The sequence below is a fragment of the Actinocorallia lasiicapitis genome (assembly GCF_054778695.1).
Genome location: NZ_BAAGZI010000064.1, coordinates 1 through 21,511 on the forward strand (window position 1 = coordinate 1; position 21,511 = coordinate 21,511).

The 21,511-nt window shown below is 69.9% G+C and carries 26 protein-coding genes and 1 tRNA gene; 10 read left to right on the forward strand and 17 right to left on the reverse strand.

Annotation, left to right across the window (positions count from 1 at the left end; translation table 11 throughout):
* The 3 genes from ACYVE7_RS10480 to ACYVE7_RS10490 form a co-directional block, all read right to left on the reverse strand.
* Positions 1 to 308: hypothetical protein (locus ACYVE7_RS10480; protein WP_460364408.1), on the reverse strand; the 308-nt coding region annotated here is incomplete at its 3' end.
* The gene (locus ACYVE7_RS10485; protein WP_460364409.1) at positions 305 to 697 is read right to left on the reverse strand and encodes a DUF2304 domain-containing protein; all 393 of its coding nucleotides are present in this window, start codon (positions 695 to 697) and stop codon (positions 305 to 307) included. The genes ACYVE7_RS10480 and ACYVE7_RS10485, both read right to left, overlap by 4 nt.
* Positions 694 to 1,407, reverse strand: a complete 714-nt coding sequence (locus tag ACYVE7_RS10490; RefSeq protein WP_460364410.1) for a glycosyltransferase family 2 protein — start codon at positions 1,405 to 1,407, stop codon at positions 694 to 696. Before ACYVE7_RS10490 ends, ACYVE7_RS10485 begins: the two co-directional genes overlap by 4 nt.
* Positions 1,408 to 1,525: 118 nt before the next feature.
* Here ACYVE7_RS10490 and ACYVE7_RS10495 point away from each other — a divergent pair, with 118 nt between their 5' ends.
* Positions 1,526 to 2,449 (forward strand): YihY/virulence factor BrkB family protein, encoded by a 924-nt coding sequence (locus ACYVE7_RS10495; RefSeq protein ID WP_460364411.1) that lies wholly within the window; start codon positions 1,526 to 1,528, stop codon positions 2,447 to 2,449.
* Positions 2,450 to 2,453: 4 nt separating this feature from the next.
* On the opposite strand, the gene galK is transcribed toward ACYVE7_RS10495, so the two are convergent.
* Together galK and galE are read right to left on the reverse strand one after the other, a co-directional pair.
* Positions 2,454 to 3,533, reverse strand: coding sequence for a galactokinase (gene galK / locus ACYVE7_RS10500; RefSeq protein WP_460364412.1), 1,080 nt, complete (start codon positions 3,531 to 3,533; stop codon positions 2,454 to 2,456).
* Positions 3,530 to 4,477: a UDP-glucose 4-epimerase GalE gene (gene galE, locus ACYVE7_RS10505; protein ID WP_460364413.1), complete on the reverse strand. Its 948-nt coding sequence runs from the start codon at positions 4,475 to 4,477 to the stop codon at positions 3,530 to 3,532. Before galE ends, galK begins: the two co-directional genes overlap by 4 nt.
* 112 nt (positions 4,478 to 4,589) lie before the next feature.
* On the opposite strand from galE, the gene ACYVE7_RS10510 reads away from it, so the two are divergent.
* The 3 genes from ACYVE7_RS10510 to ACYVE7_RS10520 are packed head-to-tail and all read left to right on the forward strand — an operon-like array spanning position 4,590 to position 7,061.
* Positions 4,590 to 5,501, forward strand: coding sequence for a hemolysin family protein (locus ACYVE7_RS10510; RefSeq protein ID WP_460364414.1), 912 nt, complete (start codon positions 4,590 to 4,592; stop codon positions 5,499 to 5,501).
* Complete coding sequence (gene trpS / locus ACYVE7_RS10515) at positions 5,498 to 6,547, forward strand: tryptophan--tRNA ligase (RefSeq protein ID WP_460364415.1); 1,050 nt, start codon at positions 5,498 to 5,500, stop codon at positions 6,545 to 6,547. The genes ACYVE7_RS10510 and trpS overlap by 4 nt, the downstream gene beginning before the upstream one ends.
* On the forward strand, positions 6,537 to 7,061 hold the full coding sequence (locus ACYVE7_RS10520; RefSeq protein WP_460364416.1) for a 2'-5' RNA ligase family protein: 525 nt from the start codon (positions 6,537 to 6,539) through the stop codon (positions 7,059 to 7,061). Before trpS ends, ACYVE7_RS10520 begins: the two co-directional genes overlap by 11 nt.
* 9 nt (positions 7,062 to 7,070) lie before the next feature.
* Here the strand turns inward: ACYVE7_RS10520 and ACYVE7_RS10525 are convergent, their stop codons facing one another.
* Positions 7,071 to 8,303, reverse strand: coding sequence for a GH25 family lysozyme (locus tag ACYVE7_RS10525; RefSeq protein ID WP_460364417.1), 1,233 nt, complete (start codon positions 8,301 to 8,303; stop codon positions 7,071 to 7,073).
* A gap of 49 nt (positions 8,304 to 8,352) precedes the next feature.
* Positions 8,353 to 9,582 carry a hypothetical protein gene (locus ACYVE7_RS10530; protein WP_460364418.1) on the reverse strand — a complete coding sequence of 410 codons (1,230 nt, stop codon included), beginning with the start codon at positions 9,580 to 9,582 and terminating at the stop codon, positions 8,353 to 8,355.
* A 185-nt stretch (positions 9,583 to 9,767) separates the two neighbouring features.
* On the opposite strand from ACYVE7_RS10530, the gene ACYVE7_RS10535 reads away from it, so the two are divergent.
* The 3 genes from ACYVE7_RS10535 to ACYVE7_RS10545 are packed head-to-tail and all read left to right on the forward strand — an operon-like array spanning position 9,768 to position 11,083.
* Positions 9,768 to 10,091, forward strand: a complete 324-nt coding sequence (locus ACYVE7_RS10535; RefSeq protein ID WP_460364419.1) for a PadR family transcriptional regulator — start codon at positions 9,768 to 9,770, stop codon at positions 10,089 to 10,091.
* Positions 10,088 to 10,678 (forward strand): DUF5313 family protein, encoded by a 591-nt coding sequence (locus tag ACYVE7_RS10540; RefSeq protein ID WP_460364420.1) that lies wholly within the window; start codon positions 10,088 to 10,090, stop codon positions 10,676 to 10,678. Before ACYVE7_RS10535 ends, ACYVE7_RS10540 begins: the two co-directional genes overlap by 4 nt.
* Positions 10,679 to 10,723: 45 nt before the next feature.
* A complete protein-coding gene (locus ACYVE7_RS10545) occupies positions 10,724 to 11,083 on the forward strand; it encodes a hypothetical protein (protein ID WP_460364421.1) in 360 nt (119 codons plus the stop codon).
* Positions 11,084 to 11,156: 73 nt separating this feature from the next.
* Here ACYVE7_RS10545 and ACYVE7_RS10550 read toward each other — a convergent pair whose 3' ends face one another.
* From ACYVE7_RS10550 to ACYVE7_RS10560, 3 genes are all read right to left on the reverse strand, one after another.
* Positions 11,157 to 12,146, reverse strand: coding sequence for a malate dehydrogenase (locus tag ACYVE7_RS10550; RefSeq protein ID WP_460364422.1), 990 nt, complete (start codon positions 12,144 to 12,146; stop codon positions 11,157 to 11,159).
* A gap of 165 nt (positions 12,147 to 12,311) precedes the next feature.
* Positions 12,312 to 13,529, reverse strand: a complete 1,218-nt coding sequence (locus ACYVE7_RS10555) for an NADP-dependent isocitrate dehydrogenase (protein WP_460364423.1) — start codon at positions 13,527 to 13,529, stop codon at positions 12,312 to 12,314.
* A gap of 104 nt (positions 13,530 to 13,633) precedes the next feature.
* Positions 13,634 to 13,963, reverse strand: coding sequence for a DUF3017 domain-containing protein (locus tag ACYVE7_RS10560; protein ID WP_460364424.1), 330 nt, complete (start codon positions 13,961 to 13,963; stop codon positions 13,634 to 13,636).
* Between the two features lie 171 nt (positions 13,964 to 14,134).
* On the opposite strand from ACYVE7_RS10560, the gene ACYVE7_RS10565 reads away from it, so the two are divergent.
* A complete protein-coding gene (locus ACYVE7_RS10565; protein WP_460364425.1) occupies positions 14,135 to 14,824 on the forward strand; it encodes an FHA domain-containing protein in 690 nt (229 codons plus the stop codon).
* An 81-nt stretch (positions 14,825 to 14,905) separates the two neighbouring features.
* Here ACYVE7_RS10565 and ACYVE7_RS10570 read toward each other — a convergent pair whose 3' ends face one another.
* From ACYVE7_RS10570 to ACYVE7_RS10580, 3 genes are all read right to left on the reverse strand, one after another.
* A complete protein-coding gene (locus tag ACYVE7_RS10570) occupies positions 14,906 to 15,310 on the reverse strand; it encodes a DinB family protein (protein ID WP_460364432.1) in 405 nt (134 codons plus the stop codon).
* A gap of 80 nt (positions 15,311 to 15,390) precedes the next feature.
* Entirely contained in the window at positions 15,391 to 16,236 is an 846-nt protein-coding gene (locus ACYVE7_RS10575; protein WP_460364426.1) for a bifunctional methylenetetrahydrofolate dehydrogenase/methenyltetrahydrofolate cyclohydrolase, read from the reverse strand.
* Between the two features lie 65 nt (positions 16,237 to 16,301).
* Positions 16,302 to 16,377 (reverse strand) — tRNA-Thr (locus ACYVE7_RS10580).
* Between the two features lie 109 nt (positions 16,378 to 16,486).
* On the opposite strand from ACYVE7_RS10580, the gene ACYVE7_RS10585 reads away from it, so the two are divergent.
* Positions 16,487 to 17,044: a GNAT family N-acetyltransferase gene (locus ACYVE7_RS10585; RefSeq protein WP_460364433.1), complete on the forward strand. Its 558-nt coding sequence runs from the start codon at positions 16,487 to 16,489 to the stop codon at positions 17,042 to 17,044.
* On the opposite strand, the gene ACYVE7_RS10590 is transcribed toward ACYVE7_RS10585, so the two are convergent.
* The 3 genes from ACYVE7_RS10590 to purN all read right to left on the reverse strand — a co-directional run bounded on the left by ACYVE7_RS10590 (position 17,041) and on the right by purN (position 19,498).
* Positions 17,041 to 17,196 (reverse strand): hypothetical protein, encoded by a 156-nt coding sequence (locus ACYVE7_RS10590; RefSeq protein ID WP_460364427.1) that lies wholly within the window; start codon positions 17,194 to 17,196, stop codon positions 17,041 to 17,043. The genes ACYVE7_RS10585 and ACYVE7_RS10590 overlap by 4 nt on opposite strands.
* A gap of 110 nt (positions 17,197 to 17,306) precedes the next feature.
* On the reverse strand, positions 17,307 to 18,866 hold the full coding sequence (gene purH, locus ACYVE7_RS10595) for a bifunctional phosphoribosylaminoimidazolecarboxamide formyltransferase/IMP cyclohydrolase (protein ID WP_460364428.1): 1,560 nt from the start codon (positions 18,864 to 18,866) through the stop codon (positions 17,307 to 17,309).
* Complete coding sequence (gene purN / locus ACYVE7_RS10600; RefSeq protein ID WP_460364429.1) at positions 18,863 to 19,498, reverse strand: phosphoribosylglycinamide formyltransferase; 636 nt, start codon at positions 19,496 to 19,498, stop codon at positions 18,863 to 18,865. Before purN ends, purH begins: the two co-directional genes overlap by 4 nt.
* 180 nt (positions 19,499 to 19,678) lie before the next feature.
* On the opposite strand from purN, the gene ACYVE7_RS10605 reads away from it, so the two are divergent.
* Complete coding sequence (locus tag ACYVE7_RS10605) at positions 19,679 to 20,080, forward strand: hypothetical protein (RefSeq protein WP_460364430.1); 402 nt, start codon at positions 19,679 to 19,681, stop codon at positions 20,078 to 20,080.
* An 18-nt stretch (positions 20,081 to 20,098) separates the two neighbouring features.
* Here ACYVE7_RS10605 and ACYVE7_RS10610 read toward each other — a convergent pair whose 3' ends face one another.
* On the reverse strand, positions 20,099 to 21,460 hold the full coding sequence (locus ACYVE7_RS10610; protein WP_460364431.1) for a cell division protein PerM: 1,362 nt from the start codon (positions 21,458 to 21,460) through the stop codon (positions 20,099 to 20,101).
* Positions 21,461 to 21,511: the final 51 nt, after the last annotated feature.

Sequence of the window (21,511 nt, forward strand, 5' to 3'; positions counted from 1 at the left end):
AGCACCGCCAGCACCCCGGCCGCCGCCAGCGCCACCCGCCCCACCAGCGGCCGAGCACCCTGACCGAGCGCCGCCCGATGCGCGTACGCCCGCCCCAGCTCCTGCTCGAACGGGAGAAAAGCCCCGATTCCGAACGTGTAGACAAGAGTCCAGAGAGTCGACAGCGCACCGAACGCCACCGGCCCCACGGCCCGCGCCGACACCACCAGATAGACGCTGGCCGACAGCCCGAGCAGGACCAGCCCGCCACCCATCGTCAGCGCCCCGGCCCTGACCGTGGGCGCGGGCTTGGGCAGCGTCGCCGTCATCCCGCCCCCTCCCCCCTGTCCCGTCCGCCGGGATCGTCCGGACGATCCTGCCCTGCCATCCGCTCCAACGCGAGCCGCTGCAGCCCCTGCTCCTCGGCGAGGATCCGTACCCGCTCCTCCAGCCGCCCCACCTCGGAACTGAGCTGGACGTTGACGGCCAGCAGCACCAGGCTCGCCACGAAGAACAGCAGGTTCACCGGGACCTCGACCCCGGCGACGTCGGCCGACCACTCCAGCAGCGGCGGATACACCGCCACCACCACGATCACGACCGCGAGCAGCACCCACAGCACCGCGTACTTCTCCCGCAGCCTGCGCCGCCTCAGCATCTCGAAGATGAACACCAGCGCGAACAGCGCGCCGACCAGCCCGAGCGTGTAGACGGTCACGCCAGGGCCGTCCGACGTCTGACCAGCGCGAGACCGAGCGCCGTCACCGCCCGCAGCAGATAGGCGGCGGCCCGGACCGGCGACTGGCTGGCCTTGCCGCCGGAACGCGGCCGCATCCGCACCGGGATCTGCTGGACGGTGCAGCCCGCCCTGATCGCGATCACCAGCGATTCGATGGTGTCGCCCAGATACTCGGCCGGATAGTGGTCGGCGAACATCGGGATGGCCTTCGCGCCGGCGGCACGGAAGCCGCTGGTCGTGTCGGTCAGCCGGGTGCCGGCCAGCCGGGACAGGCTGCGCGCCAGCAGCCGCATCGCCAGCCGGCGCGGGCCGCGGCCCGCGTCGTAGGTTCCGGCGCCGGCGAACCGGGCGCCGATCACGACGTCGGCGCCGTCCAGGGCGCGGATCAGCGCGGCGACGTAGCCGCAGTCGTGCTGGCCGTCGGCGTCGACCTGGACGACGGCGTCATGGCCTTGCCTTTCGGCGTACCGGAAACCGGCGCGCATCGCGCCGCCGACCCCCAGGTTGAAAGGGAGCCTGATGACGGTGGCGCCGTGGCGGGCGGCGACCGAGGCGGTGGCGTCCTGGGAGCCGTCGTCGACGACGAGCACCTCAAGACCTGGGCAGACGGCGTGCAGCTCGGTGAGGACCCCGGCTATCGAATCCTCTTCGTTCCACGCCGGCACGACGACGAGGGGTCGTTCGGGCACGGTGGTTCCTCGATTCGGAGGGAGGGGGTCTCCTAGGTACTGAGACACACCGCGCGGCCAAAAGGTTGCGTTCAGGTGACGGGGAGATGAAGCCGCGCGCAGGGGGTACGATCCGGCCGTGGTGAAGCTGATCGACGGGATCGTGGCGCGATACGACGGCGTCTATGCCCGGGTCTGCGATGTGCTGCGGGAGAACCGGGAGAGGCATCCGTGGTTCGACCATCTCGCCCGCGCGTATGAGCGGTTCGAGGAGAAGCGGGGCAGCCAGCTCGCCGGGGCGTTGACCTACTACGGGTTTCTGTCGTTCTTTCCGCTGGTGGCGCTGGCCTACGCGCTGATGGGTTATCTGCTGAAGTTCAGCAGCACGTTCCAGACCTATCTGCTGGAGGCGCTGTCGGACTATCTGCCGGGGCTGTCCAGCCGGCTCGACCTGACGCAGATCGCGTCCGCGCGGCAGAGCGCCGGTGTGCTGGGGCTGATCGGGCTGGCGTGGGCGGGGCTCGGCTGGGTGGGCAGCCTCCGCCTGTCGATCCGCGACCTGTGGGACCAGGACCCCGACAACGCCGGCAACTACTTCCTGCTCAAGGCCAGGGATCTGCTCGTCCTGCTGTTCCTGGGCGTGATGCTGGTCATCTCGGTGGGCGCCACGATCGTCGCGACGTCCCTCGCCGACCAGTTCCTCAGCCTGATCCACCTGCAGGACAGCAAGGCGGGCTCGTTCCTGCTGCTCCTCGCCTCCCCCACGATCGCGATCATCTTCAACACGATCATCTTCCTGGTCCTGTACACGCGCTTGTCCGGCACCAACGCCCACTGGCGGCACGTCTTCAAGGGCGCCGTCCTGGCCGCGGTCGGTTTCGAGGTCCTCAAGACCGGCGCGGCCCTCCTGTTCGGCCACGTCACCCGCAACCCGGTCTACGCGAGCTTCGCCGTCCTCATCGGCCTCCTCATCTGGATGAACCTCGTCTCCCGCCTCACCTTCTACGCCGCCGCCTGGACCGCCACCCGCACCAAGGTCATGACCGCCGACGCCACCCCCTGACCGGTCAGGGCAGGCGGTGGGCGCCGGGGGCCGCGGTGGCGGTGAGGAAGGTCGGGGGGGTCCAGCCGCGGTCGGTGTAGGCCGTGGTGATGGCGGACTGGACGGTGGGGAGTTTGGACTCGGGGGTGAGGGCGATGATGGAGCCGCCGAAGCCGCCGCCTACCATGCGGGCGCCGCGGGCGCCGTGGCGGCAGGCGGTCTCGACGGCGACGTCGGCCTGCGGCCAGGAGACCTGGTAGTCGTCGCGGAGGGAGAGGTGGGACGCGGTCAGGAGCGCGCCCAGCTCGGGGATCGCGCCCGCCCTGAGCAGGCCGACCGTCGCCTCCACCCGGTGGTTCTCGGTGACGACGTGCTTGACCCGCCTGCGGAGCACCGGATCCTTGAGCTCCGCCAGAGCCGCCGGCAGATCCTTGACGTCACGGAGCGCCGGGACGCCCAGCAGCGCGGCCGCCTTCTCGCAGGACGCGCGGCGCTCGGCGAACTCGCCGTCGCCCAGCGAGTGCGACGCCATCGTGTTGACAACCAGGATGCGGTAGTCGCCCAGGTTCAGCGGGATCTGCGAGGACAGTCCGGAACGGCAGTCCAGGAGCATCGCGTTGCCCTCCTGGCAGAGCAGCGACGCCGACTGGTCGAGGATCCCCGACGGGACCCCCGCGTAGGCGTTCTCGGCCCGCTGGCAGAGCTTGACCAGGGCGTGGCGGTCGACCGTCAGCCCGTACAGGTCGGTGAGGGCCAGGGCCGTCGCGCATTCCAGCGCCGCCGACGACGACAGGCCCGCGCCCTGCGGCAGATCCGAGGAGATCCGCAGGGTCGCGCCGCCGACCTCATGGCCCGCTTCACGCAGCGCGCCCGCGACCCCGGCCGGGTAGGCGGCCCAGCCGTCGACCTTGCCTGGGGCCAGCCCGTCGAGGGCGACGGTGGCGCTCCGGCTGCCCGAGTGGAGCTCCAGCAGGCCGTCGTCGCGGCGTTCGCCGTGGATGGTGATGCCCTGCGGCAGCGCGAACGGCAGCACCAGGCCCTCGTTGTAGTCGGTGTGCTCGCCGATCAGGTTGACGCGTCCCGGCGCGTGCCAGACCCCGCTCACTGGACGAACTTCCACGCGTCGCCGACCATGGCCGCCAGACCGTGCTCGGGCTTCCAGCCCAGCTCGTCCCAGATCTTCTGGGACGACGCGATGAGGACCGCCGGATCACCGGGCCGCCGTGGCACCACCTCCGCGGGGATCGGATGCCCGGTGACCTCCCGGCAGACCTCGATCACCTCGCGGACCGAGTACCCGCTGCCCGAACCCAGGTTGTAGATCTTGTGGTCGCCGGGGGCGCAGGCGTCGAGGGCCAGCAGATGCGCCTCGGCCAGATCGACGACGTGCACGTAGTCGCGGACGCAGGAGCCGTCGGCCGTCGGATAGTCGTCACCAAAGATCTTGATCTTGTCGCGGACGCCCGAGGCGACCTGCAGCACGTTCGGCACCAGATGGGTCTCGACCGCGTGCCGCTCCCCGTAGTGCCCGAGCGCCCCGACCACGTTGAAGTAGCGCAGCGAGACGGGCGCGAACCCGTGCAGCCGGGCGAACTCCGTCAGCACGACGTCGATCGCCAGCTTGCTCGCCCCGTACGGGTTGGTCGGCCTGGTCGGATCGGTCTCGGTGATCGGCGTCGACTCGGGCTCCCCGTAGGTCGCGGCCGTCGAGGAGAACACGATCCGCGCGACGCCCGTCCTGCGCATCGCGTCGAACAGGGCCAGCGACTCACCGAGGTTCTTGTCCCAGTACAGGGCCGGCTTCTCCACCGACTCGCCCACCAGGGACTTCGCCGCGAAATGGAGCACGCCGTCAAAACCGCCCTCGGCGAGCAGCCCGTACGCCGCGTCCCGCAGGCTGCCCTGGACGAACCGCGCCCCCGCCGGGACGGCATCGGCGTGGCCGGTCGACAGATCGTCGAGCACGACGACCTCGTGCCCGGCGCCGAGCAGTTGCGCGCCCACCACGCTGCCGATATATCCGGCTCCACCTGTGACCAGCAGCTTCACGTTCCATGCCTCTCTTGCTGGGGAACCAGTACATTGACCTTCGACCGTTCCCCGACTCCACCTCGGACATGAAGCCTAGCCATAGATCGGTACGTTCCAGGGCGAGCGCGTCGTGAGCGCCGCCCTGATGCTCCTGCTCCTGCCCGCCGGGGTGCTGGCGGGCTGGCTGCTGGGCCGCGGCCGGGGCCGTGAGGAGCCGTTCAGCGCCCAGGAGGTCCGCGATCTGGTCGCCGGCCACGACGAGATCACCCAGGACGAGCGGGAGCTGATCGAGGACGTCTTCGCGGCCGGCGAACGCCAGCTCCGCGAGGTCCTGGTGCCGCGGACCGAGGTCGAGTTCCTCGACGCCACCCTCCCCCTCACCGAGGCCGGCCGCCAGGTCGCCGACAGCCCCCACTCCCGGTTCCCCGTCTTCCAGGGCAACCACGACGACGTCATCGGCTTCGTCCACGTCCGGGACCTGCTGAACCCGACGGCGATGGAGTCGGGCAAGCCGCTCTCCGGTGTGGTGCGCGAGGTGATGTACCTGCCGGCCGGGCGCCGGATCCTGCCCGTCATGTCGGAGATGCGGAAGGCCAGGCAGCATCTCGCGATCGTGATCGACGAGTACGGCGGTACCGCCGGGATCGTCACGCTCGAGGACCTCGTCGAGGAGCTGATCGGCGACATCCGCGACGAGTACGACGTCGGCGACTCCCAGGCGCTCCGCCTGCAGAACGGGGTCGTCGAGGTCGACGGGCTCACCAACGCCGCCGACTTCGCCGCCGAGACCGGCATCGAGCTGCCCGAAGGGCCGTACGAGACCGTCGGCGGGTTTCTGATGGCGGCGCTCGGGCACGTCCCGGCTCCGGGCGAGTGGACCGTCCACGCCCGGCACCGGATGGAGATCACCTTGATGGACGTGCGGCGCGTCGCACGCGTCCGGGTCACCCCGATCCCGGCCGAAACCGGCACGGCGCCCAACCAGGAGCCGGTGGCGGACGTCGTAAGGCAGGACGAGCCTTCTGGGAGAATCGGAACGTGACCGTGCCTGAGACAACCGCGCCTTCCCGTCCGCGGGTCCTTTCGGGGATCCAGCCGACCGCCGACTCCTTCCACCTCGGCAACTACCTGGGCGCCGTCCGCAACTGGGTGGGCCTGCAGGACACCCACGAGGCGTTCTACATGGTCGTGGACATGCACGCGATCACCGTGGACTACGAGCCCGAGATACTGCGGCAGCGGATCCGCCGGTCGGCGGCGCAGCTGTTCGCGGTCGGCCTCGACCCGGCGCGCAGCACGGTCTTCGTGCAGAGCCAGGTGCCCGAGCACGCCGAGCTGGCGTGGGTGCTGGGCTGTCTGACGGGGTTCGGTGAGGCGTCCCGGATGACCCAGTTCAAGGACAAGTCGGCCAAGCAGGGCACGCAGGCGGCGTCCGTCGGGCTGTTCACCTACCCGGTCCTGCAGGCCGCCGACATCCTGCTGTACACGCCCGCGATCGGCGAGAAGGACTTCCTGGTGCCGGTCGGCGAGGACCAGCGCCAGCACCTCGAGCTCACCCGCACCCTCGCGGGCCGGTTCAACCACCGGTTCGGGCCGACCTTCGTGGAGCCCAACGCCCACATCCTCAAGTCCACGGCCAAGATCCAGGACTTGCAGGAGCCCGAGAAGAAGATGTCCAAGTCCTCGTCGTCGCCGCAGGGCATCCTCGACGTCCTGGACGAGCCGGGCCCGCTCAAGAAGAAGATCATGCGGGCGGTCACCGACGCCGGATCGGAGATCGTCTACGACCCCGAGACCAAGCCGGGCGTCTCCAACCTGCTGACGATCATGTCGGCGCTCGGCGGACGTCCCGTCACCGAACTGGAGACCCATTTCGAGGGCGCCGGGTACGGCCAGCTCAAGAAGGAACTGGCCGAAATCACCCAGGAGGTGTTCGGGCCGATCCGCGAGCGGACCGCCGAGCTCCTCGCCGATCCGGCGGAACTCGACCGTATGCTGGCCAAGGGTGCGGAACGTGCCGGTGAAGTAGCAGCGGGGACCATGGACACCGTGCGGGAACGAGTGGGCTACTTGAGGCGTGGAGTCTGACCAGACCATCGGGGTCTCCCTAGCGATCCCCGAACCGTACGGAGCCGAGCTGCAACGGCAGCGCGAGCTCCTGGGAGACCCCCTGGCCACGAAGATCCCCGCCCATGTGACGCTGGTGCCGCCGACCCCGGTTCCGCCCAGCGCCATGGACGAGGTCGTGGCCCATCTGGAGTCCGTCGCGGAGGTGACCGGGCCGTTTCGGCTGCGGCTGCGCGGCACGGGAACGTTCCGCCCCGTCTCCCCGGTCGTCTTCGTCGCGGTCGTCGAAGGGATCAGCCCCTGCGAGCTGCTCCAGGAGAAGCTGCGCAGGCCGCCGCTGGAGCGGGAGCTGATGTTCTCCTACCACCCGCATGTGACGGTCGCCCACAACGTCGACGACCACACGCTGGACAAGGCGTTCAAGGAGCTGGCCGGGTTCCACGCCGTGTTCGACGTCGAGGAGTTCTGGCTGTACGAGCTCGGCCCGGACGGGGTCTGGCGGCCCGTCCGGGCTTTTCCGTTGCTCGGAGCCTGAGCCGTCCGGCTAGGACTTCGTCTTGGCGGCCTTGCCGCCGACCTTGGCGCGCAGCCAGGGGTGGTTGTTGGCGGGCTTGGGGTCGAGGACTCCCGGCACCGTCACCGCGAGCTTGGTGATCAGGGTGCCCTTGGCCTTCTTGCCGACCTTCACCTTGATGTAGAAGGTGCCGTACTGCTTGGCGTTGACCTTCGGGAAGGTGCAGCGGGTGCCGCCCTTCACCTTCTTGCAGTACTTGGCGTCCGAGACCTTGGTGACCGTGACGCCCTTGGGCAGCAGGACGCTGAGCGTCATCGGGCCGACGGAGTCCGGGCCGCGGTTGCCCGCCACGATGGTGTAGGTGGCCTTCTTGCCCTTCTTCAGGGCGGTGACCTTGGCCGAGACATAGGCGTCGGCGACGGGCTTGTCGCGGCGGGACGCGAACGTCTGGAGGTCCTTGAGGGTCCCGGGGAACATGTTCTGGTCGCCGGGGAACAGCGGCTTCGCGCCGCCCTTCTCGGTCGGGCTGCCGTTCCAGAACTGCCAGAACGTGTACTTGGCGAAACCGCCGGGCATCGCGGGCTGGGTGGGCTGCTTCTGGTAGTTCGCCACCCAGAGCGGGTTGGTCAGGTTGAACGCGCTGGTGCCGGTGGGTTCGGCCGGGGTGCCCGTGCAGTTCTTCCACCACGACTGGTTGGTGTAGATCAGCGGGTAGCGGCCGGTGCGCTGGAAGTAGCGGGTGCTGAACGACCGGATCCAGGTGATCATCGCCTGGGGGGTCATGTTGTAGCAGTCCTTGCGCAGGCCGTCGACCTTGGGGAGCGAGGTGTTGGCCGGGTCGGTCTCCATGTCGAGGGCGCCGGGCAGGGTCCTGCCGTCGGGCGTCCAGCCGCCGCCGTTGTTGATGAAGAAATCGGCCTGGACGGCGCCGGTCGTCCGGTTGGGGGTGGCGAAGTGGTACGAGCCCTGGATGATGCCGACATTGCGGGCATTCTGGGCGTTCTGCTGGAAGTAGGGGTCGGTGTAGAGGCCGGCGTCGTTGACCTTGCCGCTGGTGCCCCTGGTCGCGCGGATGATCGCGAACTTGGCGCCCTTGTTCGCGATGTCCTGCCAGTCGACGTTCTCGCCCTGCCAGTAGCTGACGTCCAGGCCGGGGACGCTGCCCGGCGGCGCGACGGGCGGGGGCGGCGGGGCCTTGGCCTCAGCGGCGGCCGCCGTCCCCAGGACGAGCCCGGTCGCGATCAAGCCTGCGGCGAGCCGCATAAGGTACCCCCATACATCGATGCAAGAGGGGCAAAACCCTAGCGCAAGATCATATAAGGCCGCCGTGAGTTCGGCCCAGCCGCCGCAGCAGCGCACCGGCGCCGAGCAGCAGGAACGCCAGCGCCGTCAGGGGTTTGGGGTCGGCGCCGGTCGCGGGGAGCATCTCCCCCAGGGGTTCGGCGGGGCGCACCACTTCGACCAGGGCGACGGCCGTGTTGTTCTCCGGCGCGGTGTCGCCGAGCTCGGTGGACGCGGTGGCCGCGAAATTGCCGATCACTCCGCGCGTGTCGGAGTCCACGATCACCCCGATGCGGAGTTCGACGCTCTCACCGGGGTTGAGCCGGCCGAGTTCGCACCGTCCCTCGTCGCCGCGGGATCGGCAGGAGCCGTCGAGGGCGACGATCCTCGCCCGCTCGGTGCCGACGGCGAGCCGCACCTTCCGCGCCGCCACCGCCCCCCGGTTGGCGACCCGCGCCACCATCACGAACCGCTCCCCGGCAAGAGCCCGTTTCGGCGCTTGGAGCCGGACCGCGAGATCCGTCCCCGCCTTCACCGAGATCCGCGCCTCGGCCCCGGCCCCTTCCGCGTTCCCGGCGACGGCCTGGGCCCGCCCCACCAGCACCCCTTCAGCCCCGCCCTTCACCATCCCCTCGATGACCACATCCCAGCTCTCCCCCACGCCCAGCCGCCCGACCGTGCAGACCAGCCCCCCACCCCGCTCCACACACGCCTCGTCCGACGCCCCGAGCAGCCCCACCCCCCGAGGCAACTCCACGACGACCTTCACCCCCTCAGCCCGCACCGCCCCCGAATTCCGCACCCGCGCCGTGTACAACACCCCGTCCCCCTGCCGCACCCTCCCGGCCCCCACCCCGAACCCAACCCCCAACACCGCCCGCTCCCCACCCGCGATCCCGTCCTCGACCGGAGTCTTCTTCGCGACCTTCGGGCCGCCGACTCCCTGACCAGGCAAGCCCGCGCCGCGCTCGCGTCCGGTCCGCTCGGCCTCGCCCTTCTGAGGTGCGTTCGCTGCGGTCTTCCTGCCATCGGCGCCCTGGCCAGGACCGTTCGCGCTTTCGGCGGTTTCGGCCTCGCCCTTCTGAGGTGCGCTCACTGCGGGCTTCGGGTCGTGAAGGGCGGTCGGGGTTGGCTTAGTTTGGGTGGGGTTGATGTTCGGGGGCGTGGTGGGGGTGGGGGCGGCTTGGGCGGGGGTGGGGAAGGTGGCGGTGAGGAGGGTGGCTCCGAGGAAGGCGGAGGCCAGGGACGTGCGGCGGCGCATTGAGTTATCCACACCCTGGGGTAGTCACAAGTGGGTAGGGGGCGCAGGCTACCGATGACACGTTGTGATCATTTGGGTGCGACACGCTCGTTGGGTGGGTGTTGGGGTGAGGAGTACTGGGGGCGGGAACCGGGTGGACGATATGTGTCGGTTAGCGATATATGTTCGGGATGCAAGTGAAGCCGATGCGGGAGCAGAGTTATCTGATCCTGCTGGCCCTCGTGGCAGGGCCGTTGTACGGGTACGGGATCATCGCGGCCGTCCGGGAGCTGTCGGATGAGCGGGTGCGGCTCGGGCCCGGGACCCTGTACTCGGCGCTCGACCGGCTTTCCGGGGAAGGGCTGATCGCGCTCGATCACGAAGAGGTCGTCGACGGGCGGTTCCGGCGCTACTACCGGCTCACCCCGCCCGGTGGCGACGCCGTCACCGCGGAGACCGAGCGGCTGACCGCGCTCGCCGAACGTGCCCGGACGCGCCTCGCGCCCCGTCCCCAGCTGGGCCTGTCATGATCCCCGGCACGGTGTACGAGCGGCGGCTCCGGCGGCTGCTGCGCGCCTACCCGCCGCGGTACCGGGAGGTCCGCGGCGAGGAGCTGCTGGCGACGTATCTGGAGTGCTCGGCGCCCGGCCAGACCCGTCCCACCCGGGCGGAGATCTGGGACGTCCTGCGCGGTGCCCGCCGTGCCCGTCTCCTCGACCGGCCGTCCTTCCTCCACTGGCTCGCCTACCGCCTGGGTGAGAAAAGGGTCCCTTACGAGTGCCGGTATTGGGTCCGCGACGATGTCCTCGGCCGCTTCGCCTCGCAACGGGCCATGATCGCCACAAATCTCCCTGTGCAGGTGATCCTGTTCTTCCTCCCCACCGTGCTCAACTCTGTGCTGGACCACCGCCTCCACTTCCAGCTCGGCGTCCCACTCCCCTACCTGTCTTACTACCTCGCCTTCATCACCGTGTGCATCCTCGTCCCCTTCCCTTGGGCCAACCGCATCCGGCGGCGGCGGATTCTGCAGAAGCACGGGTTCGCGGAGGACGGGACATCGCTGGACGGGCTACCGCCGATCGAGGTCACGCCGCAGGGGTGGCGTTATCGTGCCTGAGCTGCCCGTAAACTCCGGGAACGCCGTCTCGACCCCCGGAGTGAAGTGAAACCGCAGCGTCCGCCCCTTCTGGCCTGGTTCCGGTACCGGCTGCTCGACAAGCCGCTCCCGGACGACTACCGCGCCTGGGCCCTCGCCGATCTCAACAGCCGGTACCACAGCACGTGGAACAACCTGGCGCTGCTGATCACGTCGCAGGCCGTGACGTACGTGATCTGGTCGGCGTACGCCTCGATCCGCGGCGGTGCCCCGGTCTTCGACGAGTTCTACGGCGGCCAGTACCTGTACGTGCTGCTGTTCCTGGCCGTCATCGCGCTGTCGTCGGCGGTCCTGCCCGGCAGCCCGGACGCGCGCGAACGCCGTCTCGACCGGCACGGTTTCACCGCCGACGGCACCCCGAAGTAACCCACCCAGACCTGGACAGAAGCAAAAGCCCCGGACCGCCGTGCGAGGCGGGCCGGGGCTTTCGCATGCAGGCTTAGATCAGGCCGAGGGCCTTGACCGCGTCGCGCTCCTCGATGAGCTCGGCGACGGAAGCGTCGATCCGCGGACGGGAGAACTCGTTGATCTCCAGCCCCTGGACGATCTCCCACTTGCCGTCCACCGAGGTGACCGGGAACGAGGAGATGATGCCCTCGGGGACGCCGTACGAGCCGTCGGAGGGGATGGCCGCGGAGACCCAGTCGCCCTCGGGGGTGCCGTTGACCCACGAGTAGACGTGGTCGATCGCCGCGGACGCCGCGGAGGCGGCCGACGAAGCGCCACGCGCCTCGATGATCGCCGCGCCGCGCTTGGCGACGGTCGGGATGAAGCTGTCGGCCAGCCACGCCTCGTCGTTGATCAGCTCGGCGGCGTTCTTGCCGGCGACCTCGGCGTGGAAGATGTCCGGGTACTGGGTGGCGGAGTGGTTGCCCCAGATCGTCACCTTGGAGATCTCCGAGACCGGGACGCCGGTCTTCAGGGAGAGCTGGCCGAGGGCGCGGTTGTGGTCGAGGCGCGTCATCGCGGTGAACCGCTCGGCCGGGACGTCCGGCGCCGACGACGCCGCGATCAGCGCGTTGGTGTTGGCCGGGTTGCCGACGACCAGGACGCGGATGTCGTCGGCCGCGCCGTCGTTGATGGCCTTGCCCTGCGGGCCGAAGATCCCGCCGTTGGCGGACAGCAGGTCGCCGCGCTCCATGCCCGCGGTGCGGGGGCGGGCGCCGACCAGCAGCGCGACGTTCGCGCCGGCGAAGCCGTCGGTGGGGTTGTCGAAGATGTCGATCCCGACGAGGTTCGGGAACGCGCAGTCGATGAGCTCCATCGCGGTGCCCTCGGCGGCCTTCACGGCCTGCGGAATCTCCAGAAGGCGCAGCTTGACCGGCACGTCCGCGCCGAGCAGCTGGCCGGACGCGATGCGGAACAGCAGCGCGTACCCGATCTGACCGGCCGCGCCGGTGACGGTTACGTTGACGGGAGTGCGGGACATGGCGAACTCTCCAGGCAGGCAGGGATGGGCGAATCTCTCGTTATCGAGATACTGCGTCTGCCAGGCTATCGCCCCCGGATACGCAAAAGTGCCGCGCCCCCTCGTGAGGTGCGCGGCACTTGTGCTCTACGTCCCGCCTGATGGGTGGGCCGTCGCCTGGATTCCCTAGACGGCGAGCTTCTTCTGGAGGTTGACGTCCAGAGCGTGCAGGAATTCCTCCGTGGTCAGCCACGGGGCGTCCGGCGCGATCAGGAGGGCCAGGTCCTTGGTCATCTGACCGCCCTCGACGGTCTCGACGCACACGGCCTCGAGCGCCTCCGCGAACGCGGTGACCTCGGGGGTGCCGTCGAGCTTGCCGCGGTGGGCGAGCCCACGGGTCCACGCGTAGATCGAGGCGATCGGGTTCGTGGAGGTGGCCTTGCCCGCCTGGTGCTGGCGGTAGTGGCGGGTGACGGTGCCGTGCGCGGCCTCGGCCTCGACGGTGCGGCCGTCCGGGGTCAGCAGCACGGACGTCATCAGGCCGAGCGAGCCGAAGCCCTGCGCCACGATGTCGGACTGGACGTCGCCGTCGTAGTTCTTGCAGGCCCAGACGTAGCCGCCCTCCCACTTGAGCGCCGCGGCGACCATGTCGTCGATGAGGCGGTGCTCGTAGGTGAGGCCGGCGGCGTCGAACTCCGCCTTGAACTCGGTCTCGAAGACCTCGGCGAAGATGTCCTTGAAGCGGCCGTCGTAGGCCTTCAGGATCGTGTTCTTGGTCGACAGGTAGACCGGGAAGTTGCGGTCGAGGCCGTACCGGAACGAGGCGCGCGCGAAGTCGCGGATCGAGTCGTCCAGGTTGTACATGGCCATGGCCACGCCGGCGCCCGGGAAGTCGTAGACGTCGAGCTCGATGGGCTCGGAGCCGTCCTTGGGGGTGAAGGTCAGGGTGAGCGTGCCCTCGCCCGGGACCTTCAGGTCAGTGGCGCGGTACTGGTCGCCGAAGGCGTGCCGGCCGACGACGATCGGCTGGGTCCAGCCCGGCACCAGCCGCGGAACGTTCTGCATGATGATCGGCTCGCGGAAGATCACGCCGCCGAGAATGTTGCGGATGGTCCCGTTCGGGGACTTCCACATCTTCTTGAGGCCGAACTCCTCGACGCGCGCCTCGTCCGGGGTGATCGTGGCGCACTTGACGCCCACGCCGTACTTCTTGATCGCGTTGGCCGCGTCGATCGTCACCTGGTCGTCGGTGGCGTCGCGGTTCTCCATGCCCAGGTCGTAGTACTTCAGGTCCACGTCCAGGTACGGAAGGATCAGCTGGTCCTTGATGAACTGCCAGATGATCCGGGTCATCTCGTCGCCGTCGAGCTCGACGACGGGCGCCTCTACTTTGATCTTGGGCATTGCTAGTGGCTGTCCCTTTCCGTGCACTGCGGACCTTTGTAAGGCTCAACTGGAAAGCGTAGCCGGTGGCAGGGAGCGGTCTAGACCTCTCCCCCCTGTTTCGGTCAAGTTGCCTTGGTGATCAGCGCGAGAACACCGATGCCGAGACCAAGAACGGCCATGGTGATCACATCCGGCCAGCGGCGCCGCGTCGCGAGGAAACCGACCCGGCTCTCGGGCATCGCGAACCGCGCGCCGGCCCCGAACAGAAGCCCCGCGGAGATCAGCAGCGCGCCCGCCTTGTAGCTGCTCCAGCAAGTGAGCAAGCCCACGATCAGCGCCGTCAGCACGACGAGGTAGGGCCACTGCGCTGACCAACCCTGGACATCGGTCTTCTTGGAGGTGGGAACGGTCCTTCGGCGGCGGTTGACCCGCCGGCCGCTCCCCTGCTCCATCCGCCCTGGACGGTCACCTGTGGTCACGTACGAAGTTTACGGCGGACCCGTGGCTTTCCAACGCAAACCCACTGCCGCTCCAATTCCTACCCACGGGTAGCAGGATTGTCCCCGGGTACGGGCCGGGTAACTCCGACGACAGGGGTCGCTAACTGAGTGGGAGGAACCACAGTGGAGGGGCCGTTCATACGGATCGAGGACAGCGGCATGGTCGTGCCGCTACGTCCCGACGTCACGACGGTCGGCAGAGGGAAGGGGGTGGACATCCGTCTGGAGGATCCGAGCGTGTCCCGCTTCCATGCCGAACTCGTACGGCGCGGGCCTTACGTGTACGTCGTCGACATGGGGCTTTCACGGAACGGGACCAGGGTCAACGGACGTCCCATCGCCCGAAGAGTCCTCGAAGACGGAGACGTCGTCGCGTTCGGGTCGGCCCGAGGCCGGCTCGGGGGCATCCCCCGCGAGGAGGTGGATCCGGAGACCGAACTGAAGCGCCAGGTCGCCCCGGAGCTCACCCGGAGAGAGATCGACGTCCTGACGTCCCTGTGCCGCCCGGCACTTTCCGACGAGGCGTTCGTCGCGCCCGCGACGGCACGCGAGATAGCAACCGATCTGGTCGTGACGGAGGCCGCTGTGAAACAGCACCTCCTCCGGCTCTACCAGAAGTTCCGCGTCCCCGAGGGCGTGAACCGGCGTACCCGCCTCGCCAACGAGGTGATCGCCATGGGCCTGGTCCGCCCGCTGCCGCCGGTCCATGTGCCGCAACAGCAGCAGCGCTCCCCGGCCGCCACCCCAGAGCCACGCCGCCCGGCAGCGGCTGGCTACACCCCCAGAGCCCCGATGACGAGGCGCGCCAGCTGACGGAGCCTCCCACGGGAGGGCAAGCTGACCGCCCCCAAGGGCACCCGGGCCCGGCCGCCTCCAGCGGCCGGGCCCGGCGCACTACTCCCCGGTCCGCCCGTCGATCCGTTCCCGCAGCAGATCGGCGTGGCCGTTGTGCCGCGCGTACTCCTCGATCATGTGGCAGACCAGCCACCGCAGCGAGAACACCTGCCCGTCGGGCGTCCGCCCCGTGGCCCCGAGCTCCGTCCCGCCGATCACCTCGTCCGCGTACGCGATCTCCGCACGCCAGGCCGCGAACGCCTCGTCCACGTCGGCCCCGTCGACGTCCCACTCAAGCCCGCCGCCGTCTCCCCACAGCCGCGCGGCCCCTTCCCCCGCGAAGTCGTTCCGGAACCAGTCCCGCTCGACCTCCGCCACATGCCGCACCAGCCCGAGCAGCGACAGCCCCGACGGCTCCACAGCCCGCCGCCGAAGCTCCTCCCCACCAAGCCCCTCACACTTCATCACCAGAGTCTCCCGCTGAAACCGAAGAAACCCCAGCAAAGTCCCCTTCTCATCCCCCTCAAAGGGCGCATCGACGCGCATCAGGAGAGTTCGGCGCGTTCTACTACGTTGGAGAGGAGCATGGCTCTGGTCATGGGGCCTACGCCGCCGGGGTTGGGGGCGACCCAGGCGGCCACTTCGGTGACGGCGAAGGAGACGTCGCCGGCCAGTCGGCCGTCGACGCGGGAGACGCCGACGTCGAGGACGGCGGCGCCGGGCTTGACCATGTCGGCGGTGATCAGGCCGGGGACGCCGGCGGCGGCGACGATGATGTCGGCGCGGCGGGTGTGGCGGACCAGGTCGCGGGTGCCGGTGTGGCAGAGCGTGACCGTCGAGTTCTCGGCGCGGCGCGTCAGCAGCAGGCCCAGCGGACGGCCCACGGTCAGGCCACGGCCGACGACGACGACTTCCGCGCCGTCCAGCGGGACGTCATAGCGGCGCAGCAGCGCGACGATCCCCTTCGGGGTGCAGGGCAGCGGGCCCGGCTTCATCATCACGAGCCGGCCCAGGTTGACGGGGTGCAGGCCGTCGGCGTCCTTGTCGGGGTCGATCAGTTCGAGGACGCGCTGCTCGTCGAGGTGGCTCGGCAGCGGAAGCTGCACGATGTAGCCGGTGCAGGCCGGATCGGCGTTCAGCTCGGCGACGGCCGCCTCGACCTGCTCCTGCGTCGCGTCCGCGGGCAGGTCCTTGCGGATCGACTCGATGCCGACCTCGGCGCAGTCGCGGTGCTTCATCCCCACATACGACTGGCTGCCGGGATCGTCGCCGACGAGCACGGTGCCGAGGCCGACGGCGACGCCGCGGTCCTTCAGGGCGGCGACGCGCTGCTTGAGGTCGGCGCGGATCTCGGCCGCGGTGGCCTTGCCGTCGAGAATCTGTGCGGTCAACGTGCTGCCCTCATCTGTTTCCGGGGACGAACAGAAAAGGCCCCGAACAGGGGCCTTCTGGAGCGTGGAGCCCCTTTACGGAATCGAACCGTAGACCTTCTCCTTACCATGGAGACGCTCTGCCGACTGAGCTAAAGGGGCCTCGCGTCCGTGGACGCAGGGAAAACTCTACAGCCCCGCCGAAGGTGGTCGGACCACCCAGGCGTGCCGATCTAGACTCGTGCGGGTGACTTGGTGCGATCGCCCCGTGATGACCGGCCGCCACGTACGGCTCGAACCCCTCGCGGTGGACCACGCGGAGGGGCTGTTCGAGGCGGGCCGCGACCCGGACGTCTGGACGTGGCTGAGCGACCCGCAGCCGCGGAACGTCGCCGAGATGGTGGTGCTCGTGGAGAAGGCCCTGGAGCAGCACGAGAAGGGCGAGCGGGTGCCGTTCGTCCAGCTCGACGCGGGGACCGGCGAGGTCGCGGGCACGACCTCGTACTACGACCTCGCCCATCGGGGTCTGGCCATCGGCTACACCTGGATCGGGACGAAGTGGCACAGGACGGGCGTCAACACCGAGGCGAAACTGCTGCTGCTGAAGCGCGCGTTCGACGACCTAGGCGCGATCCGGGTGGCCTGGCACACGCACTCGCGCAACGAGCGTTCGCAGAACGCGATCGCCCGGCTCGGCGCACGGTTCGAGGGCGAGATCCGCAACCACAAGATCCTGCATGACGGCTCGGTGCGGAACACGTTCCAGTACTCGGTGATCGACTCCGAGTGGCCGGAAGTCCGCGCCGCCCTCGAAGCCCGGCTGCGTTAGCGGGAGCGGCGGGCGACGAGGCGGTCGGTGAGGGTCCAGCCGGCGTTGGCGGCGAGCACGGCGGCGAAGACGGCCGCGGCGAGGCCGATCATCTCGCGGCCGGACGACCAGACCTGGACGTTCTGCAGGATCACGGCGAGCAGGTACTGCACGGGAACTCCTTAGGGGCGACCCCCGCGAGAGTACCAACCCCGCCCCACGAAACCGCCCTTGATCAGCAAAAACGCCCCTCCCGCCGCAGCGGAAGGGGCGTCTCGGCGGGCTAGTGGAAGAAGTGGCGGGTGCCCGTGAAGTAGACGGTCACCCCGGCCTTCTCCGCGGCCTCGATCATCAGCTCGTCGCGGATCGAACCGCCCGGCTGGACGATCGCCTGGACGCCCGCCGCGATGAGGATCTCGGGCCCGTCGGGGAACGGGAAGAACGCGTCCGACGCGGCCACGGAGCCCGTCGCGCGCTCCCCGGCCCGGCTGACGGCCAGGTTGCAGGAGTCGACCCGGTTGACCTGCCCCATCCCGACGCCGACCGACGCGCCGTCCTTGGCCAGCAGGATCGCGTTCGACTTGACGGCCCGGACGGCGCGCCACGCGAACTCCAGGTCGGCGAGCACCTCGGGCGAGGCCGGGGTGCCGGTCTTCAGCTCCCAGCCGGAGGCGAGGTCGCCGGGGGCGTCCAGGACGTCGGCCGACTGCATGAGCAGCCCGCCGGAGATCTGCCGGATCTCCACGCGCGGCTCCCGCTTGAGCGGCTCGCAGACCAGGACCCGCAGGTTCTTCTTGGCGAGCAGCAGGTCGAGCGCGCCCTGCTCGTAGGAGGGGGCGACGATCACCTCGGTGAAGATCCCGTCGAGCTGGGCGGCCAGTTCCGCGGTGACCTCGCGGTTGGCGGCGATCACACCGCCGAACGCCGACAGCGGGTCGCACGCGTGGGCCTTGCGGTGGGCTTCGGCGATGTCGGCGCCGACGGCGATCCCGCACGGGTTGGCGTGCTTGATGATCGCGACGGCGGGGGCGTCGAAGTCGTAGGCGGCGCGGTGCGCGGCGTCGGTGTCGACGTAGTTGTTGTACGACATCTCCTTGCCGCCGAGCTGCTCGGCCTCGGCCAGCCCGGCCCCGCCGTTGGTGTACAGGGCGGCGCGCTGGTGCGGGTTCTCGCCGTAGCGCAGGGTGGCCTTCCGCTCGCGGGCGGCGGCCGCGAAGTCCGGCCAGCCGGTCTCCTGCGCGGTCGCGTCGGGGGCGTAGGCGCTGGCGAACCACGAGGCCACGGCCACGTCGTAGGCCGCGGTGCGGGCGAACGCGGCGGCGGCCAGCCGGCGGCGGGAGGCCAGGTCGAAGCCGCCTTCGGCGACGGCCGCCAGGACGTCGGCGTAGGAGCCTGGCGAAGTCACGACCGCGACCGACGGGTGGTTCTTGGCGGCGGCGCGGACCATGGTCGGGCCGCCGATGTCGATCTGCTCGACGCACTCGTCGGGGCCCGCGCCGCTCGCGACCGTCGCGGTGAACGGGTACAGGTTGACGACGACCAGGTCGAACGGGGCGACGTCCAGGTCGGCGAGCTGCCGGACGTGGTCGTCGAGCCTGCGGTCGGCGAGGATGCCCGCGTGGACCTTCGGGTGCAGGGTCTTGACCCGGCCGTCCAGGCATTCGGGGAAGCCCGTCAGCTCCTCGACCCTGACGACCGGAACCCCGGCGTCGGCGATCTTCGCGGCGGTCGAGCCGGTCGAGACGATCTCGACGCCGGCCGCGTGCAGACCGCGGGCCAGCTCCTCCAGACCCGTCTTGTCGTACACACTGACCAGCGCGCGCTTGATGGCGATGCGGCTCACCGGGAGGTTCCTTCCTCGTTACAGCTCTTGCACTTCATGGAGACATGTCTGTCACTGCGGTCGGTCCAGCCGTCGCGGGACAGCCGGCCGATCACCTCGATGTACAGGCGGCGTTCGACGACCTTGATCCGCTCGTGGAGCGACTCCTCGTCGTCGTGCCAGCGGACCGGGACGGCCTCCTGCGCGATGATCGGGCCGGTGTCGACTCCCGCGTCGACGAAGTGGACCGTGCAGCCGGTGATCTTCACCCCGTAGGCGAGGGCGTCGCGGACTCCGTGCGCGCCGGGGAAGGCGGGCAGCAGCGCCGGATGGGTGTTGACCGTGGTGAACTCGTCGAGGAACCGCGGGCCGAGGATCTTCATGAACCCGGCCAGCACCACGAGCGTCGGCTCATGGGCGGCGACGGCCGAGATCATCGCCTCGGTCCACGCCTCGCGATCGGCGAAATCGGCCAGCGGAAGGACGAAAGTCGGGACCCCCGCCGCCTCCGCCCTGGTCAACCCGGCGATACCGGGACGATCCGCACCGACGGCGACCACCCGCGCACCGTAGGCGGGATCCGCACATGCTTCGAGCAGCGCCTGTAGGTTTGTCCCCGCGCCGGAGACGAGGACGACGAGCCGGGCGGACACCTGAAGGACTCCTGAAGGGAAGAATTCGGCGATCCAGGGGTACTCCCCCGGATCTGCGGCGGATGTTTCCGCCGGTCCGCAGCTTATCGGCACCTTGGCGGTTCCTCCCAAACAGGTACCGCGAACGGCGCATTCGTTGGAGACATCACCAAACGATGTCCGTGTTTCCTTGGGAGAACCGTGGTTAACGATCAGCGCCCGACCGTCGACCGGGCCGGGCTCAGAGCGACCTGGCTGGGGCTGAGCTCACTGGTCCTCGCGATCTTCTGCACCCCGCTCCCGCTGGGCGTCGTCGTGGGGATCGCCGCCGTCGTGATCGGGCTCAAGGCCCGCAAGCCCGGCGTCAAGGTGCGGGGGGCGGTGCCCGGGATCGTCCTGGGGATCATCGGCGCGATCCTGTCGACGATCATGTTCGGGATGTCGATGTACCTGATGGACGAGATCACCGGGTTCCGGAAGTGCATGACGACCGCGAACACCAACACCGACGAGAAGAACTGCGAAGACATCTGGCTGCCGAAGATGGAGAAGAAGCTGCACGTCCCGGCGGGCAGCTTCGACCAGTACCGCGGCTGGTTCTGACGTCCCCGCGCCGCCGGGTCAGTGATCGCGGCGGCGCAGGATCGGCTCGGACTCAACGAACGCGAACGGATCGTCGGCGGGGGCGCGGCGCGGAGCCGGGGGCGTCGCGACGGCCGGTTCCTGGACGACGGGCTCCGGCTTCGGCCTGCTGAAACGGCTGCTCTTCGGACGCTCGGGACGTTCGGGACGGGCGGGGCGCGCGGGCCGGTCCCGCAACAGCCACCAGTTGGCGATCCACGCGGCGCACGCCGACGCCAGGCCCACTTCGAGGGCCGTGAGCAGGCCGATCTGCCAGGGTGACGGCCCCATCGTCGCCATCCTGCCGCCGCCCAGCGGCCCGCCGGACAGCGCCGCCAGGATCATGGTGACGACGCCCGTCAACGCCCCCGCGACGAATCCCCACAGCGGGGCCGCTTCGGGCAGGGTGCTCGGCATCGACCGGACCACGAGAGTCCCGCCGACGGCCCCCGCCACGAACGGCGCGAGCAGCGCCAGCAGCGAGAGGAGCGGGGCAGGGCCCGGCGCGGGCAGCGCCGCCAGCGGCGGGAACGACGGCAGCGCGCCGAGGAACACACCGGTGGGTGACACACTCGTCCCCGCGCCGACACTGAACCCTGGCCCGACGGCAAAGGCCATCCCCCAGATGATCGCGTTCGGCAGGTAGGCGATCTCGACGAGCGTCAGCAGCCCGCCGCCGATCACTCCGGGCGCGAGCAGCGAGTAGACGTCGGCGGCCTCCCGGAAGTGCACGGCGAGCGACGCCCCGACGAGCAGCGCCCCGGCTCCGACCAGCACGGCGACGGAGCCGAGCAGCCCCATCACCACGGATCGGGCCCGGTCGGGCAGCAGCCGGAGCAGCGCCCCGAACCCGCTGCGCACCTTCCCGCGCGACGCGGAGATCGCCCGCGCCCCGCCGAGCCCTCCGGCCACGAACGCCAGTGAGAAGCACGCCACGAACGCCTGCCAGGCCGAAGGTTTCAGCTCTTCGGTGCGGGCCACCAGCGCCAGCAGCACCGCGAACGTCGCGTAGGGCGCGGCCAGCAGCAGCGCCACCTGCACGACGCCCACGCGCCGCCGGTACCGTTTCTCGGCCGCCCCGATGATCCATCCGCCGCTCCGGTAGAGCAGCCCGCCGGGCAGCAGGATCAGCCCGAGCGGCAGCATCCCGACCCGCCCGCTGGGCACAGAGAACCCCGCGTGGTGCGCCACCAGCCAGAAGTTCACGGCCGTCCGGAACACCCCGGGCAGCCCGCCCCCCAACCCGGTCCGCGGCGCCGCCACCCACCCCACCAGCGTCACCGTAGTCAACACGGCCAGCCCGAGCCCCACACACCAGGCCGCCGCCACCATCCCGGTCACCGCCAACGGCCGCCAGCTCATGGGCGTCCCCTCGATCTACCAGATCCTCATCACCGGCATCCTGGTGATCCT

Excerpts from the sequence above, each read along its gene's own strand:
- ACYVE7_RS10555 (WP_460364423.1), bottom strand. The coding sequence starts at position 13,529 with ATGCCCAAGATCAAAGTAGAGGCGCCCGTCGTCGAGCTCGACGGCGAC.
- ACYVE7_RS10585 (WP_460364433.1), top strand. The coding sequence starts at position 16,487 with ATGACCGGCCGCCACGTACGGCTCGAACCCCTCGCGGTGGACCACGCG.
- ACYVE7_RS10535 (WP_460364419.1), top strand. The coding sequence starts at position 9,768 with ATGCGGGAGCAGAGTTATCTGATCCTGCTGGCCCTCGTGGCAGGGCCG.
- ACYVE7_RS10570 (WP_460364432.1), bottom strand. The coding sequence starts at position 15,310 with ATGAAGTGTGAGGGGCTTGGTGGGGAGGAGCTTCGGCGGCGGGCTGTG.
- ACYVE7_RS10540 (WP_460364420.1), top strand. The coding sequence starts at position 10,088 with ATGATCCCCGGCACGGTGTACGAGCGGCGGCTCCGGCGGCTGCTGCGC.
- ACYVE7_RS10525 (WP_460364417.1), bottom strand. The coding sequence starts at position 8,303 with ATGCGGCTCGCCGCAGGCTTGATCGCGACCGGGCTCGTCCTGGGGACG.
- ACYVE7_RS10610 (WP_460364431.1), bottom strand. The coding sequence starts at position 21,460 with ATGAGCTGGCGGCCGTTGGCGGTGACCGGGATGGTGGCGGCGGCCTGG.
- ACYVE7_RS10560 (WP_460364424.1), bottom strand. The coding sequence starts at position 13,963 with ATGGAGCAGGGGAGCGGCCGGCGGGTCAACCGCCGCCGAAGGACCGTT.
- ACYVE7_RS10550 (WP_460364422.1), bottom strand. The coding sequence starts at position 12,146 with ATGTCCCGCACTCCCGTCAACGTAACCGTCACCGGCGCGGCCGGTCAG.
- ACYVE7_RS10530 (WP_460364418.1), bottom strand. The coding sequence starts at position 9,582 with ATGCGCCGCCGCACGTCCCTGGCCTCCGCCTTCCTCGGAGCCACCCTC.